This window comes from Clostridium culturomicium, assembly GCF_000821305.1.
In the GTDB taxonomy this organism is placed as follows: Bacteria; Bacillota; Clostridia; order Clostridiales; family Clostridiaceae; genus Clostridium_J; species Clostridium_J culturomicium.
Genome location: NZ_CCXK01000017.1, coordinates 818655 through 835643, shown reverse-complemented (window position 1 = coordinate 835643; position 16989 = coordinate 818655). Strand labels below are relative to the sequence as shown.

The 16989-nt window shown below is 31.2% G+C and carries 16 protein-coding genes; 1 reads left to right on the top strand and 15 read right to left on the bottom strand.

The window, feature by feature from the left end:
• Positions 1-43 precede the first annotated feature (43 nt).
• Positions 44-547 (top strand): metallophosphoesterase family protein, encoded by a 504-nt coding sequence (locus BN1075_RS16410; RefSeq protein WP_040194325.1) that lies wholly within the window; start codon positions 44-46, stop codon positions 545-547.
• A gap of 330 nt (positions 548-877) precedes the next feature.
• Here the strand turns inward: BN1075_RS16410 and BN1075_RS16405 are convergent, their stop codons facing one another.
• The 15 genes from BN1075_RS16405 to BN1075_RS16335 all read right to left on the bottom strand — a co-directional run bounded on the left by BN1075_RS16405 (position 878) and on the right by BN1075_RS16335 (position 16770).
• On the bottom strand, positions 878-2137 hold the full coding sequence (locus BN1075_RS16405; protein ID WP_081911636.1) for a S41 family peptidase: 1260 nt from the start codon (positions 2135-2137) through the stop codon (positions 878-880).
• 597 nt (positions 2138-2734) lie between these two features.
• The gene (locus BN1075_RS16400; protein WP_040194324.1) at positions 2735-3271 is read right to left on the bottom strand and encodes an STM3941 family protein; all 537 of its coding nucleotides are present in this window, start codon (positions 3269-3271) and stop codon (positions 2735-2737) included.
• A gap of 178 nt (positions 3272-3449) precedes the next feature.
• On the bottom strand, positions 3450-4112 hold the full coding sequence (locus tag BN1075_RS16395; RefSeq protein WP_040194322.1) for a V-type ATP synthase subunit D: 663 nt from the start codon (positions 4110-4112) through the stop codon (positions 3450-3452).
• Positions 4113-4115: 3 nt separating this feature from the next.
• Entirely contained in the window at positions 4116-5498 is a 1383-nt protein-coding gene (locus BN1075_RS16390; protein ID WP_040194321.1) for a V-type ATP synthase subunit B, read from the bottom strand.
• On the bottom strand, positions 5491-7266 hold the full coding sequence (locus tag BN1075_RS16385) for a V-type ATP synthase subunit A (RefSeq protein ID WP_040194319.1): 1776 nt from the start codon (positions 7264-7266) through the stop codon (positions 5491-5493). Before BN1075_RS16385 ends, BN1075_RS16390 begins: the two co-directional genes overlap by 8 nt.
• A gap of 18 nt (positions 7267-7284) precedes the next feature.
• Positions 7285-7593 (bottom strand): V-type ATP synthase subunit F, encoded by a 309-nt coding sequence (locus BN1075_RS16380; protein WP_040194316.1) that lies wholly within the window; start codon positions 7591-7593, stop codon positions 7285-7287.
• Positions 7586-8587 (bottom strand): V-type ATP synthase subunit C, encoded by a 1002-nt coding sequence (locus tag BN1075_RS16375; RefSeq protein WP_040194315.1) that lies wholly within the window; start codon positions 8585-8587, stop codon positions 7586-7588. Before BN1075_RS16375 ends, BN1075_RS16380 begins: the two co-directional genes overlap by 8 nt.
• 15 nt (positions 8588-8602) lie before the next feature.
• The gene (locus tag BN1075_RS16370) at positions 8603-9205 is read right to left on the bottom strand and encodes a V-type ATP synthase subunit E (protein ID WP_040194313.1); all 603 of its coding nucleotides are present in this window, start codon (positions 9203-9205) and stop codon (positions 8603-8605) included.
• 24 nt (positions 9206-9229) lie between these two features.
• Positions 9230-9694 (bottom strand): V-type ATP synthase subunit K, encoded by a 465-nt coding sequence (locus BN1075_RS16365; RefSeq protein ID WP_148315530.1) that lies wholly within the window; start codon positions 9692-9694, stop codon positions 9230-9232.
• Positions 9695-9715: 21 nt separating this feature from the next.
• Positions 9716-11692, bottom strand: a complete 1977-nt coding sequence (locus BN1075_RS16360) for a V-type ATP synthase subunit I (protein WP_040194311.1) — start codon at positions 11690-11692, stop codon at positions 9716-9718.
• On the bottom strand, positions 11679-12005 hold the full coding sequence (locus BN1075_RS16355; protein WP_040194310.1) for a hypothetical protein: 327 nt from the start codon (positions 12003-12005) through the stop codon (positions 11679-11681). The genes BN1075_RS16360 and BN1075_RS16355 overlap by 14 nt, the downstream gene beginning before the upstream one ends.
• Positions 12006-12353: 348 nt before the next feature.
• On the bottom strand, positions 12354-14060 hold the full coding sequence (locus BN1075_RS16350) for a B12-binding domain-containing radical SAM protein (RefSeq protein ID WP_040194309.1): 1707 nt from the start codon (positions 14058-14060) through the stop codon (positions 12354-12356).
• A gap of 4 nt (positions 14061-14064) precedes the next feature.
• Complete coding sequence (locus tag BN1075_RS16345) at positions 14065-14565, bottom strand: hypothetical protein (RefSeq protein WP_042387405.1); 501 nt, start codon at positions 14563-14565, stop codon at positions 14065-14067.
• A gap of 156 nt (positions 14566-14721) precedes the next feature.
• Positions 14722-15426: a zinc dependent phospholipase C family protein gene (locus BN1075_RS16340; protein ID WP_040194308.1), complete on the bottom strand. Its 705-nt coding sequence runs from the start codon at positions 15424-15426 to the stop codon at positions 14722-14724.
• A 159-nt stretch (positions 15427-15585) separates the two neighbouring features.
• Complete coding sequence (locus BN1075_RS16335) at positions 15586-16770, bottom strand: hypothetical protein (protein WP_040194307.1); 1185 nt, start codon at positions 16768-16770, stop codon at positions 15586-15588.
• Positions 16771-16989: the final 219 nt, after the last annotated feature.

The window sequence follows — 16989 nt, the reverse complement described above, 5'->3', positions numbered from 1 at the left end:
ATTGCCTAATATATTAAAAATTATAACGGTTTAGGAGGAGAATATGAAAATTGCAATTTTGGGAGATACCCACAGAAATAAATACGGAATAAGTCTTGCTTTAAAGAAGATAAAGGAGCTTGAAGCGAACATGGTAATTCACTTAGGAGATTGCGTTGATGACATAGAAATTATTAAAACAGGTTTCAATGGAGAAGTATTAGGTGTGGTAGGTAACTGTGATTGTACTTCTAGATTTCCTAACAATCAAATTATAGATATTAATGGTAAAAAGATTTTCTTTACCCATGGAGACTTATATGGAGTCAAAAATTCTCTTTCTTCAATTTTATATAAAGGAGAAGAGTTTGGAGCAGACATAATATTATTTGGACATACACATATCTCCCTGTTAGAGGAAATCAATGATATTATATTAATGAATCCTGGAAGCATTCCCAAACCTTCACCTTGGTCTCGTTCAGGTGCGGTAGGTTTTATAGAGGTATCTAATGATGGTGAAATAATCAGGAAGGAACTTTATAATATTCCTTTAAAATTAGATTAATAAAGCTTATAAACCTTTCATTCTATTTTTAGATTTTAAGCATAAAGATAGCAGCAACCATTTGTAAAAATGATTGCTGCTATTTCTTTAGGCTAGTATTATAATGATTTATAGCCTAAAAGTTATTCTTCGTCTGCTATTACAAAACCAAACTTCCTATAAATCTAATAAACTAGTTATCCTTTAACATATTTTAAATATGGAATAAGTTCATATTATCAAACAAAGTGTATTTAAAATAATATCAAATTCCCTTCTCTTAATCTTCATAATACTTTCCTCCATATATCTAATGCGTTTATTCCTCAGTAAATCACCAATCCTTCAGTTTTAATTGCTAATAATTGCCTCAAATACTGGATCTCTATCTTCAAAGTAATCCGTGGAGTTAATTTCAACATTAATATCAGGCTCAAAAGTATTCATAGCCTTATCAAAGCTTTCAAATTTTTTAATGGAATAGGATAACTTCTTCTTGCTATTAGGCAATTCCATTATTAAAACTTCACCATAACCATTAGGATTTCCACCTGTTGCTTCACCTATAAAAATTGCATTACTATTAGCTCTAGCATATAAGCAATTAAGCACAGCTGAAGAAAATGTTTTACGTCCGGTTATGATATATAGTTTATTTTCTGCATTTAACTCAGGTGCTGTCAAATTGATTTTATCTATGATATTGTCTATATATCTACTATCCCCGCCTGAATTGTCACGTAAATCCAAAATAAGCTTATCAGGATTTTTCTCTTTTATTAAGTTAAACAATTCAATGCTAAAGTCTATAGATGGATTTTCCTTTTGATCTCTACAAACATCATGTTTATAATATATAAGGTTATTTTCCGTCATATATTCAAACCAATAAAATTTATCAGTATTCTGCATGTGCAACGGCAAACTTTCTGAATCCTTATCTATCCAGCTAATGGTATCTGCTTTACTTGATTTTATATCCATTGAAAATTCAACATCTTCATTATTTATAAAAGTAAAGGTTTCCTTATCTTTACTATCAATAATGTCAATGCCATATAATATGTTTGGAGCAACTAAAAGACTTGGTGTATTGTATTTCACCCACTGGTTATTAGAATTAGGAATCAAATTAGCTACCTCTTTTACTATTTCATTAATATCCACACCATTAATTTTAGATAGCCTGCACTCCTTAATTTCATTATATTCAGGTATGGTATCTATAACATAAATTCCATCTTCAAACCAATAAAATTTCAAAGGAAACCTATTCCCATCAGAATAATTAATGTTAGTATGCTCGTCACCTATAGCTGCAAATATTTTCATTAACTCAATCATAATTTCATCATCATTTAACTTATATACATTTCTTTTTAATATTTTAATTTCCTTATTAAACTCTTTCTCTGATAACTTGAAAAAGAGATTCACATGGTTCTTAGGCAACTCTTCTGATAAATAATCAATATCCTTTCTCCAAGCTATATTTCTTTCATTATTATAAACCATAAAAGTCGCACTAACTATTACTATAAATGAAATGAATAACCATATAATCACCATTATCTTTTTGTTCTTATTTGTTGATTTATTAGGTTTCATCATCCTATTAGCCTCCTGATTATGAACTATAAATATTGTTTATTTAATCTTCTTTACAAATTGAATTTGTTTAGTTTCATTTTGTACTTATAATTTCATATATAAACTTACTGCTTAACAATGATATGGTTCCTTCATAACTATCAATTAAACCTAGCAACAAATCAATTAATGTAACACTCAAAAATCTATTACATATTTGCGATCTTATACAAATAATATGCATATTTGCATTTAGTAATATAATGTGCTGCTTAAAATAATAGACTGTATTAGAATAACTTGTTGTTAGGATAAAAAATAATAGGTTTTATAAAGTGAATTCACCTCAATAATACTCAGTGTTGTCCCCCTCTTATCTTTAACCTATATTTATATGATTTTTATTCCTTAAGTTTTTAAAATGCAATATTATTATTGTTACTAATGATAAACATAAATGATTTTTAAGAAACTTCTATTATAATTATTTTACCATATATATATATTTGTGAAGGCAAATTTTTTTGTTTATAAGATTTATTTAATAAATTAAATAATATAAAAAGCTAAGATAAATTCATCCTAGCTTTCACATTTACTATTATATTTTAAGTGCTATTAATATATAGATTTATATTGAACTTTTCTTCTCATGTACTGTCTTGTATTCTTATCTAAGATTTTAATTGCTTCTTCAAGGGTATATTCACTGTAATCAAAGTTTATATATACAGATGAATTTCTTGTCATTTTGCTTACTCTAAGCATAAATCTTTTATACCAAGGCATTTTAGTCATGATTTCATTCATATTCTTAAGCTGAATCTCTACTGCTTTGTTAGAGTTCTTGCCTTTTATATTTATCTCCTGTATATCATTCCATTTCATAATACCGATACTATACAATTCAGATTTATCTTCTATACCTTCTTTATTGATTATAAGAAATGTCCTATTTTGCATTTTCACTGTAGCTGCAAAGATAAACTTTGGTAAAAAGATTAGTGATCCAACAACTCCAATTATTACATATATACCATTATAATTAATGGTGGATTTAAGTAGTAAATATATGCTGAATACTACCATAACTCCGCTCAATATAAGATTCTTTTTAATTTTAGCAGAATCAAAATTAATTATTTCCTTATTCATAAATAACCTCCAAGTTTTCTCTTTCGTTAAGTAACTTCTACATTATACAACAGAATTGAGCTACTTGTACAAGATAATACGAAAAATATGTGTAAATAGTTAGTTCAAAAGTAAAAGCACCTTAACCATTGAAAGCTAAGGTGCTTTGAAAAAGTAAAAGCCTTTTACTTTTTTGAGTTTATTGTGCCTGCTCTGCGGCAGCTTGAGCCTTCTCCATCATATCTTTAACCTTCATCAGACGGCTAAGGGCTCCTCTTTCATTTTCATCAAGCTTCATTTTAATATACTTAATTGTTTCTTGAAGCTGTGGAATAGTCATATATTCTAGTGCATTAACTCTTCTTCTTGTTTTCTCAATTTCATCAGCCATTAGCTGGCAGGATTTTTCTACTTCAGCAAGCTCAAGAAGCTTTGGAAGAATTGAGTATAATTGTTCAATGGAACCGTCAAGTTCTGAAGAAGTGCTATAGAAACCATAAGGATATATGCTTCCTGGATCACCATCCATTTTTCTTACGAAATTCATTACAGGTACGTTAACACTCATAATGTTTTTCTCTGATAACTCTAGAGAAATGCTTTCCTTTGGATAAGAAATTGCTTCCTCTAAGAATTCAGGTGAGATGGCTGCTGATGCCATTAAGAAATCCTTAAAAGCACCCTGCAGTTTTCCTTCAACTTCATCACGAAGCTTATTATTATATTTTACAAGCTCAATGAATCTTCTCATTAACTCATCTTGCTTATCTTTTAAAAGCTTATGGCCTCTAGTTGCAGTTACTAATCTCTTTTTAAGTTTAGATAACTCCATCCTAGTAGGGTTAACATTTAACTTTGCCATAGATTAAGCCTCATCTCCCTTAGGCATATACTTCTCAAGGTATTCATCTCTAATTCTCTTAAGCTCTGTAACAGGAAGAATAGTTAGAAGGTCCCATCCAAGAGTTAAAGTTTCTTCTATAGTTCTGTCTGTAGTAAAGCCTTGAGAAACATATTGATTTTCAAATGCTTCAGCAAACTTAGCAAATTTCTTGTCTGCATCAGAAAGAGCAGATTCTCCAAGGATTGCTGATAATTCTTTTGCCTGCTTACCTTGGGCATATGCAGAGAATAATTGGTTCATTGTATCAGCATGGTCTTCTCTGGTTTTTCCTCTACCAATACCTTTATCTTTAAGTCTTGATAATGAAGGTAGAACGTCTATTGGAGGCATTATACCTCTTTGATATAACTCTCTTGATAGAATTATCTGACCCTCTGTGATATATCCAGTTAAGTCTGGAATTGGGTGTGTTTTATCATCTTCAGGCATTGTAAGGATTGGAATCTGAGTGATTGATCCTTCTTTGCCTTTTAATCTTCCAGCTCTTTCGTATAATGTAGATAAGTCTGTATATAAGTAACCAGGATATCCTCTTCTTCCTGGAACCTCTTTTCTAGCAGCAGATACTTCTCTTAGTGCCTCTGCGTAGTTTGTGATATCTGTCATAATAACTAGTACGTGCATTCCTTTTTCATAGGCAAGGAATTCAGCAGCAGTAAGAGCCATTCTTGGAGTAGCTATTCTCTCGATAGCTGGGTCAGAAGCTAGGTTCATGAATAAAACTGATTTATCGATTGCTCCTGTTTTCTTGAATTCATCAACGAAGAATTCAGCTTCCTCGAAGGTAATACCGATAGCTGCGAAAACAACGGCAAACTTAGAGTCAGAATTTAAAACCTTTGCTTGACGAGCTATTTGAGCTGCAAGCTGAGCGTGTGGAAGTCCTGATCCAGAGAATACAGGTAACTTCTGTCCTCTAACTAGAGTATTAAGACCGTCAATGGCAGATATTCCTGTTTGAATAAACTCTGACGGATAATCTCTTGAAACAGGGTTTATTGGCTCACCGTTTATGTCAACTCTCTTTTCAGCAATGATTGCTGGACCTCCATCCTTTGGACGTCCCATTCCATCAAAGATTCTTCCAAGCATATCTTCAGATACACCTAGTTCAAGAGGTCTTCCAAGGAATTTAACCTTAGTTCCCTTTAAGTTGATTCCAGTAGAACCTTCAAAAAGCTGAACCATTGCCTTAGAACCATTAAGTTCAAGAACCTTACCTCTTCTTTTTTCACCAGTTTGTAATTCTATTTCAACTAATTCGTCGTACTTAACACCTTCAACACCTTCAACAACCATCAAAGGTCCTACAACTTCTGTAACTGTTCTATATTCCTTAAGCATCTAGAACCCCTCCTTCGCTTATTAACTGATTGATTTCTTCTACTAACTCATCAGCTATCTGGTCAATAGTGTTGATGTTTTCTTCTGGTATATATTTACTTCTAGCAATTCTATCTCTAACCTTTAAAGATAAAATCTTATTTAGGTAAACGCCAGAATCTAAAGCTCTTTCAGCTTCCTTTTTAAATAAAAGTATTAACTTAAGCATTTTATATTGCTTTTCTAAAGATGCGTAAGTATCAACTTCATGGAATGCATTTTGTTGTAAGTAGTCTTCTCTAAGTGATTTAGCAACTTCTAGCTTTAATCTGTCTTTTTCAGATAGTGCATCAATACCAACTAATCTTACGATTTCATCAAGTCCAGATTCTTCTTGTAGAATAGCCATTGCTTCTATTCTTAAAGAAGACCAGTCTGATGCAACATCTTCGTCCATCCATTCGCCAATTGAGTCAACATATAAAGAATATGAATTTAACCAGTTGATTGATGGGAAGTGACGTTTATATGCAAGCTGTGCATCTAGTCCCCAGAATACTTTAACTATTCTTAGAGTAGATTGAGTAACTGGTTCAGACATATCTCCTCCTGGAGGTGATACGGCTCCGATAGCAGTAACTGCACCTTGTCTACCATCCTTTCCTAAACATATAACCTTACCTGCTCTTTCGTAATAATCAGCAAGTCTTGATCCAAGATAAGCTGGGTATCCTTCGTCTCCAGGCATTTCTTCAAGTCTACCAGACATTTCTCTAAGTGCCTCGGCCCATCTTGAAGTTGAGTCAGCCATGATTGACACAGAGTATCCCATATCTCTGAAGTATTCTGCAATTGTGATTCCTGTGTAAATACAAGCTTCACGAGCAGCAACCGGCATGTTAGATGTATTTGCGATAAGAACAGTTCTCTTCATTAAGCTCTCGCCAGTTTTTGGGTCTTTAAGCTCTGGGAACTCATTAAGAACGTCTGTCATCTCGTTTCCACGCTCTCCACATCCAACGTATACAACTATCTCAGTATCTCCCCATTTAGCTATTTGGTGCTGAACAACTGTTTTTCCTGCTCCGAATGGACCTGGAACTGCAGCCGCTCCCCCCTTAGCAACTGGGAAGAAAGTATCAATAACTCTTTGACCTGTTACCATTGGCTCGATTGGTTTTAACTTTTGCGCATATGGTCTACCTTTTCTTGCAGGCCATTTTTGCATCATTGGTAACTCTTTTAAACCTTTTTCAGTTTCAACAACACATACTGTATCAATAACAGTGAATTCACCTGATTTAATTTCTTTTATGGTTCCTTTAACTCCGTATGGAACCATGATTTTATGTAATACTACTGCAGTTTCTTGAACTGTACCAATTACATCACCTGGTTCAACAAAGTCACCTACACTTACTGTAGGTTTAAAGTCCCATACTCTAGATCTATCTAGAGAGGTTACTGCTATTCCTCTTTTTAAGAAATGTGAATTAGCAGCTTTTTGCATAGCATTAAGAGGTCTTTGAATTCCATCAAACATTGCCTCTATAAGCCCTGGTCCAAGCTCTATGCTTAGAGGCTCTCCAGTTGTTACTACTGGGTCTCCAGGTCCTATACCAGAAGTTTCTTCATAAACTTGGATAGAAGCCTTATCTCCTCTCATTTCAATGATTTCGCCAATAAGGCCTTTTTCTCCAACCTTAACAACGTCAAATATATTTGCATTTTCCATGTCCTTAGCAACAACTAATGGACCAGAAACTTTTACAATCGTACCATTCTTCAAGTTAAGTTCCCTACCTTTCTATAAGATATTTACCCCTACAGCTTTTTCTACGTAATCACTAATTCTCTGTTTACCAATATTTAATGTACCTTGGTTACTTGGAATTAGAATTATTGCAGGCACAAGCATTTTGTTATATCTCTCAATTGTTTCATCTAAGTGTTGTGCTAGCTGTTCTGTCAGGAATATTACTGCATAATTATTATATGCCATTTTATCTATAATTTTTTTTGCTTCTTCTGCTTCAACTGCTGGATAAACATCGATACCTAAGGCTTTGAATGCTAGTATTGAATCTTTATCTCCAACTACACCTATCTTATACATAGAGATCACGCAACCTTTCTCTTATAATCTCTGTGCTCACATTATTAATTTTGCCAACCATTATTATTCTAATGATTTTTATCTCAGTTTCCTTTGCAATAATATATGCGATAATTGGTTCTGGACCAAAATTTACTCTTTTAGCATCCTTGGCATGATTCATAATATAATTATCATAAAGTGCATCTAATGATGAAATATTACCTGAAGCTGAATACTCTTCAAGAATTGAGCTAAGTACTTTAGAATACTCAGTTCTTGATATCTTAGCTATAAAGTTCTCTAAAGAATCATTTAATCCTTCTAGGTATAAGCTTTCTTTAATAGTTCCATTTGGAATTAAAACAGCCTCTAAGAATCTTCCATCCTTATTCTGTTTCTTCACTCTAAGCATAGTTTTAATATTGGTAATATCTATAGATTCAAGAACGTATCTAGTGATGTAATCAATATTCATTTCCTTAGCTTTAGAAAGCATACTATTAAACATGTATTTATCTAATAAAACATCAATTACTTGAGGATCTTTACTTTCCCCAAATTTTAACTCTATGTCTTTTATTGCATCAGCAACATATTTTCCTAAAGGTTTTAACTCTCCTGTTGATATACTGTTTTTTAATGTATCAAGAGGAATTGTTCCTATAGGTATAAGTATATTTGATAAATCCTTACCAAGTGCTTTGGCTTTAATTAGAACCTTGATATTATGATAATCATATCTCATGCTCATAATATCAATCACATCTTTTACTGGAGATATTTTATTTAAACTATCATAAAGGTTAACTAGCTCCTCTTTAAGAACCTTCTCATACTCGTAAGCAGATTCTATATTATTTATTCCTTCACCATATACGGTTTCTTGAAGGATTCTAAGTACTTCCTCTGCCCCATTTGAATCTAATAATCTTTCAACCTTATTCTTATCAAGGAGTCTTTTTTCCATTACTCTTAAACGAGCTACAGCATGGGTAAAATCCATTCTGTCCATTCAAATACCTCCTTATTATTCTGCAAATAATATATTTCCAACTTCGTATTCTAAGTCATATTTTAAGGAATTTACAAGCTCTGTGAATGAGTTGTTAATTTCTATCCCATTTTTACTCAATACAAAGCCACCATCGATGGCATAGTCTCTATGACCAAAAGTAAGATTTCCTAATTTGCCCTTAGCTTTTAGCTCTTCATTTATATCCTCTAAAAATGTTACAGGAAGTCTTCCTCTATCATTAACATTTAGAATTATTTCTTCATCGCCATCAATATTTAAATTCATAATTGAATTTTTGATAAATTCTCCAAGTTTTTCTGAACTCATAGCTTGAAGTTTAATTTTTGCTTTTTCAAATACTTTTTCAATAATTTCCTGCTTAGCAGCAAGCTTTTTATTTCTAATTTCAAGTTCAGTTTTAGAAGTGACTCTTTCTTTAATAGTTACACTTTCTAATTCTGCTTTTTGTAAAATAGAAGAAGCTTTTTTATTCGCTTCCTCTATTTTATTTTTAATAATGATATCTGCTTTGGCATTGGCATCATTTAATATTTCTTTTTTCTTTACTTCTGCATCACTAATAATTTTAGAAGTAAGATTATCTAAATTAGACATATTTATCACTTCCTTAATTAAAGCTTATTTCATTACTAGTAGAAGAGACATAACGAATCCTAAAAGTGCATAAGTCTCAACCATTACTGTTAAGATGATACCTTTAGTATTGTGCTCTGGTCTTTTTGCTAGGATTTGAACTGCAGCTGCAGCAGTCTTAGCTTGAGCTATAGCTGATTTCCAACCTGCAAATGCTATTGGAAGACAAGCTGCGAATAAATATGCGCCTTCAGCTAAAGTTGTAGCTGTAGAAAGTTGTAAAGATACTAATAATGCTATAACGAATCCGTATAAACCTTGTGTACCTGGAAGTAATTCAAGAATTAGGGCTTTACCAAATTTCTCTGGCTCTTCAGCTAAAAGTCCTGTTGCTGCTTCACCAACTAGACCAACTCCTCTAGCAGATCCGATTCCAGGAAGAGCCGCTGCAAGTGCTACTCCCATTGCTCCAAGTGTTATTCCACCATATTGTGTTAAAAATTCCATCATAATATAATTTCCTCCTAAATTTTATCTTTTATTTACTACTTTAAAGTATTTTGAGTTGTATTTTAAAGGTTCGAAGGCATTACCTCCACCTTCATAGAACTTACCGAAGTATTCTAGATATTGTAATCTACATGTATGAACATAAGCACCAAGGGCATTAATAAATAAGTTAAATACATGTCCGACTAAGAATATAAGCACTCCAAATAATATTGTTGTAAAGATATTGGTAGATACCATGTTAACCATGATATTAAATGCATAAGATATAAATCCTGTTGCAAGTCCCAAGGCTGCAAGTCTAGTGTATGAAACTAAGTCTCCTACATAGGAAGTAATTCCATATAGAGAATAGAATCCTTGACCAAGTCTAGCCCCCCAAGAAGCTTCATGACGTCCATTAGTAAGAACGATACCAACCATTGAAAGGATTGCGGCATATTTCGCTACAGTTACTACTACAGCTGGAAGAGCTAAACCAAAGGCACTTCCGCCCCATAACATTAATCCAATAAGTGTTACGTACCATAAAAATACATCTGAGAAGGCTCCGAAGTAATCCTTATCTCTAATCTGCATGTAGGCTTTAATTCCTAGTCCGATGAATATTTGAATTAAACCAAGAGCTACAGCTACTATCATTAGAAGAGCAACATCTTTATCTGGTTTCATCCAAAGCGGCTTCAATTTTGGGATGAATTTTTCAAGAAAATCTCCAAAATAACTTCCATACATTACACCCCAGAAAACGGTTGAGATACCTAAGTATAAAAACATCTTAATAGATTTTCTCATATCATCTTCAAGATTGAAGAATTTTAGTGCAATTGCAGTTCCGATAACCATGATAGCTCCATATCCAGCATCTGAAAGCATCATACCAAAGAATAAAATATAAAACGGTGCAAATAGCGGTGTTGGATCTATTTCTTTATATTTAGGCACGCTATACATTGTTGTAATGCTTTCAAAAGCCTCAACCACCGAATTGTTTTTTAACTGAACCGGAACATCATCTCCATCAGCAGCTTTAGTTTCTAGATAGTAGTTTTCTCCTAAGGCTTCTTTGAGTATTCTTTCAAACTCATTTTGAGTTTCTGTAGGATAATATCCTTCCATAGCTACTATGTTTTCGCTTCTTAAGAATCTATCTGTTGAGTTTATTCTTAGAAGTTCACTGCTATAAACCTCATATACAGCTTTAATATCTTCTAGCTTATCAACAAACTGTTTCATTTCCAGTTCGATTTTTTTATTATTTTCAGATATAGTTTTTATTTTTTCTTCATACTCTCTTATTACATCCAATGGGATTCCTTCACAGTGGATTTCTACCTTGCTGTAATTAAAGGATTTAAGAGTTTTTTCTATTTCAGAAATATGTTCATTTGGTGTTATAACAATAATATAAATATCCTTGCCTTTTGTACCTAAATTCTCAAAATAGCAGTTATCATATTTTTCATTGAGTTCTAAGCTTAATGATTCCACTAATCCTTGTGGTACCATTCCTAAGAAAGCTTTTGTAGAACTTAATTTTTTAAAGCTTGATACTGGCACATCTAATTTTGTCCAAGGAGTAAGCTCTTCAATACTACTTTTAAATTTAGATATATGATTTTTGTTGGAGTTAATTTCACTATCTTTTTTCTTTAACTCCTGATACAGCTCCTGCCAATCTGAATTCTTCTTAATTTCAGATAATTCTTTGAAGGTATAACTCTTTCTGCCTTCTTTTAATCCCTTAATCATATTATCTTTTTTAGCAAAGGGAGTCAGAGTTTCAATTATAAATTTTACTTTAGATAAATCCTCTTCAATTTTTTGAGCTTCGTTACTAGAATTATCTTTAATTAATTTACTCAACTGTTCGCTCTCTTCTTCATTAAAAGCATCAACAAACTGTACATTTTCAAAAGATTGGAACTTTTCAAGTAATACTTTTTTGTTCTCTTCAAAGGCCAAGAGCGTAAACTTATTCATTTTAACTATTGCCATTGAATTTCACTATCCTTCCAATTACTAAGTTTACAGCTGAATCAATCTTTTCCTCAGATGTATTGAGTATTGCATTTACATCTGCATCACCCTTTTGATGTGCAGGCTTGGAATTTTCAATTCCTTCTGCTAAAGCATTGTCCTTTAGCTCTTTTGATTTTTTAGAAGCTTCTTCAATAATGCGGTCGTATTCATTCTTTGCTTTTATTTCAGCATTTCTAATTATTTCCTTACTTTCAATAACTGCCTTATCAATTATATTCTTAGCAGAAGCCTCTGCTTCTTGAATTTTACTAATTGCTTCTAGTGCCAAAATCTCACCACCTTTAAGTACTAATTTATATATAAATCCACTTATGTTTTATGAAAGCATTTCAATTCATAATTAAATACTTTTTATTGAAGGAAAGACTAAAAATATAATTTAACCTTTCATCAAAATAAAAAATACTTCCTTTTTCTATGCTAAGGAAGTATTTTTTATTCAATAGCATAAGTGGTATTTAATAACTCTTTATATAGAGAAAAACATCTTTTTAAATGTTATCTTGTAGTATATTATATCAAAAACATTGATACATTCAAGAGATTATACTTAATTATTTGAATTTAACATATAATTCTTCTATTGCTAACAATTTATTCACTTGACTTTAATGGATTATTTCGATTCGCGAATGAATAATTTCTCTTTTCTTCCATCAATGAAAAATACAATATAATTATCCCTTTTATGTATTTCGGCATTTTCAATAAACTCTTTAATATCATACTTAAACTTGAATATACTAATCTTATTAATATTTCTTAAGTTATATTCCTCCATAACCTTTTCTTTTAAGTTTCTTTCTTCTTCCTTTTCCAGGTCTAGTCTTAAAAAGTCAGGAACCCATTTAGTATTGTTGAAGCAGAAATATTCATATCTAATGATATCGAGAAGCAGCTCTTCATCACCTGCATTGATGAATCTATTAAATTCTACAAATATACTGTAGTAATCAACATTAGATATATTTCTTTTAAAGTATCCTTTAGCATCGTAGAACTTTGATAACTCTAAATAGAATTCAAAGCTGTCTTCAAAACGGTCACTTCTTTTAAAAAATTCAAGGATTTTATAGAACTTACCACTATTTAAGTATTTATCTACCATGTGTTCAATCTTTTTTAATACTTGAAGTTCATCGTAGCTGATATCCTTTGTTCTTAAAATTTCGTAAGGTGGATATGGTGAGTAAACCATTCCCCACTTTTCACTTTCTTCTCTCATTTGTGATCCTTTAAGAAGCTTTAAGAAACCTAATTGAAGCTCTTCAGGACTTATTTCATAAACCTCATTAAATGACTTTCTAAAGGAGTCAAAATCTTCTCCTGGAAGACCTGCTATTAAATCTAAATGCTGCTTAATGTTATCTAATTCGTTTAATTCTAGTACCTTTTCCTTTATTGTTGCGAATTTAATGTTTCTGTTGATGTTATTAAGAATAACATTATTGGTAGTCTGAACCCCTACCTCAAATTGAAACATTCCCTTAGGGGCCTGCTTTAATATTTCTAAAGAATCCTTACTAAATAAATCAGCGGATACCTCAAAGTGGAAGCAGGATTCCCCACCATTATTAACAAGATACTGCCAAATAGTGTTAGCAAACTTTTTATTGCAGTTGAAGGTTCTGTCTACAAACTTAACCAATTTTACTTTTTTATCAATAAAGAATTGTAATTCTTTTAAAACTCTATTTATATCTAAGAATCTAACACCATGGGTAGTAGAAGATAGACAGTACTTACAGTTAAAAGGACATCCTCTTGAAGCTTCGTAATATACTATTTTATTGCTCAAATCGTCAGCTTCATCATAAGGAAAGACTATTTTGTTCATATCCATTAATGGACGCTTTCCACCATACTGTATCTTTCCCTGAATCTTTGTAAATAATCCTTTTATTTCTGCATAATTTTCTTTTTCATCATTATTATTTCCTTTAAGTTTTTCTTCTATGAATTCTCTATAGGTTTCTTCACCTTCACCTTCAAGAACATATTCCCCTACATTATTAGTTAGAAACTCTTCAGGGTTAAAGGAGGTTTCTGGCCCCCCATAAAAGACTTCTATAGACGGATTAATAAGTTTTACAAGGGTAGCAACCTTTTTAATGAATTCAATATTCCAGATATAGCATGAAAATCCAACCATATCAGGTTTTTCACCAATAATTTCTTCAACAACTCTTTCTTCTCTGTCATTAATTGAGAATTCCATGTTAGTGCATTCATAGTCCATATCTGATGTATATGCTTTTAGATATTTTACCGCTAAGTTGCTGTGTATATACTTTGAATTTACGGCAACTAAAACTACTTTCATTAATTTAATCATCCTTTCGTTTGGCAACAATTTTAAAACAATTGTTAGATTCAATTTTTTCTATTACTTCAAAATATTCTTTTATGCTGTCAATTACTTTATATGAAGTACTATCCTCAAGTAAATTTAAATTCTTAATTTCAAGATTTACAATAGATTTATCAGGTAAAGATACTTTTATATTTCCATTCCATGGTTTTAACTTTTCTTTGTTTACATCCCAAATATATAAATATCCGTTTTTGTTCAGCATCTTATGAAGATCTTTAAATAACTGTTTTCTACGTAGGACGGTAGAATAATTTTGAAGAGAAAAGAACATAACACAGCTGTCATAGCCACTGTTTGTATCACGTTCTATTAAATCATTCTCTAAATAATCAATTTCAATAAAACTGTCATAATGTTTATTGGCATTATATATTATTCCTCTTCCGTCACACGTTATATCTAAAACATTTCCTCTAAAAATTTCCTTTTCTAAATTTAAAAAAACATTCTCCATAGTACACCTCTTTAAAATAGTATAAAAAATATAAGTTATAGCTTTATACATCTTATATTCTTTAAAAAGATTGAATTTCCTTTATTTTACACAAACAACAAAGAACTACTAGTAATAGTAGTTCTCTATTATAAATAAAAATGTTAAAATTATCTACTATATTTGAGAATTTACTTCTTTAAAAAAGTCAGATAACACTCCAGCAGTGGTTCTGATTGCTTTTTCAACTATTATATTTGAAATATTTTCAAAGCGATCTTTTTTCATCTCTATATCTTCAAATTCTTTATTCACTTTAACAGCTTCTTTAGTATTATTAATTATATAATCATGAATATCTGGATATTTTATTATATCGCCTTCTACGTTGATTGAATAGCCTGATGAAACCTTATTTACTATATACTTCTCCAATGGTTTGTGTTTTTTTAAGTTTTTCATAGCATGAGCAGGCACTGTTGAGTCTTGAACTAAATGGCAGGCTGCTCCAAGAAAAAACATTGCTTTATTAATTTCATTTTCTTTATATAGTTTTAAAGCTTCATTGTAATACTTAAGACACTCTTCTTTAGCATTTGAAAAACCATAGAGCCCTCTCCCCAGTTCATGATGATAAAAATGATTAGTACTTTTCAAGTCTGCATCAGCCCATTTTACACCTCTGTTTAAATCATAAATATAATTCTTATAAAAGGTAAATTCTTCAGACATATGGGAATGGTCCAATAATTTAATCGCTTCAATATTTATAAATTGATGTACAATACACTCAGTTTTTTTTACACGCTTCTTAATGGGATTTACAACTCTAATTGCACCTCTCATAGTTTTATTGTATGTTTTTTCTAATTTTCCTTTCATGCTTATCACCTGCTTATCACACCAGTCCAATAGAAAGGTTAAGTCTCCTTAATCTTTTATCAAATCTTGTATTTTGTTACTAAATTTATTCTTTTGAACGCATAAATGCATATGAGAAAGAGTTTCATTTATATCATTCATATAAATAGTATACACCTTCTATTGTTTTCCTTCAATTGTAAATAAAAATCCATTTCCACTATCTAAGATATACAATTCATTATTGATAATCTTCATACTGGTGGCTACACAATCTGAATTAAGACCAATAAACTTTTCAAACACACCACCCATTAGACTATAATATATACTATTATTTTCTTTATTGTAAAAGAAAATACTACCTTTATTATTCTTTGCTATTTTACCTGTTTCATCTATGGCAATCCAACCTAAACTATTCACATTAGTATATTGATAATATGGAGCTGGAGGATTCATTGGTATTTCACTAAGAATCATTTTCACCTTATCCTTACCTTCAAGATTAAATCTTGGTGATTCTAAGGAATCTCCACCTGAATAGTCAGGAAACCCATACCAATGATCTTTTTTTATTTCATATATATAATCACTATCATTGTATACAGGTCTATCACCTCTTGGTTCATACCCTCCAACAGTAGCATAGATTTTACCATCATCAGTTATGTCAATACCATTGATATTTCTTATACCCCATGCATAGGTTTCAAAATCCCCTGTGCTTGTATTAAAAATTACGACTGAAGAATTTCCAATTTCTGAAGCTTTTATAGTTTGATTGCTTGTATTTGCTTCACCCTTTTTAACAAAGGCACCTTTAGAGTTTTCATTTACTTTTATAGTTTCTGGAGTTAAATCATGGTTGTCCTTATTTTCCGAAATCCAGGTATTATCATCTCCGACCACACCAGAATTAGTCATTGCTCCTATGGTGATGAATAACTTATCATCATAGGATTTAAGTAAGATATTTTTGTAATCCCCTGTGTTAGGAAGATTTGCAATATGTTCTTTAACATTTTTGTTGTTAATGTCATAGCTCATTAATTTGCTACTGCTGATAAAGTAGAGACTTTCACCAACTGGCTCAGCACATTCAATATTTAAGTTTTCATCATTTAATACTGTATAAGGTTCTTTACCATTTTCAATGCATTTTATCATATGCGGAAATGCGATATAAATCTTATCATTAATAGAAGTAAAATCTACAGCTCCCTTTAACCCCTTATATTTAATTTTAAACTCTGCATTATCATTTTCATTGCCTATATTATAAATTTCAGTTTTTTCTTTTACTATCATAAATGAGCATACAGACAATATTATAATTATAATCCAACCAATAACTTTCTTCATAATTTCCCCCATTAATTTATTACTTTACATTATATATATTTAGCAACTTTAATTAAATTACTTTTACTTAAATAATTGATAAAAATGTGAGGTTAAAGAATATTATGGACTAGCTTTTCATATTAATGCAATGTAGAAATAAGATTTTAGAATGCATAAAGTGGGATGAAATTACTATAGAATTTTCATAGTTTATAGAACTACAGCTTAGAAGTTCAA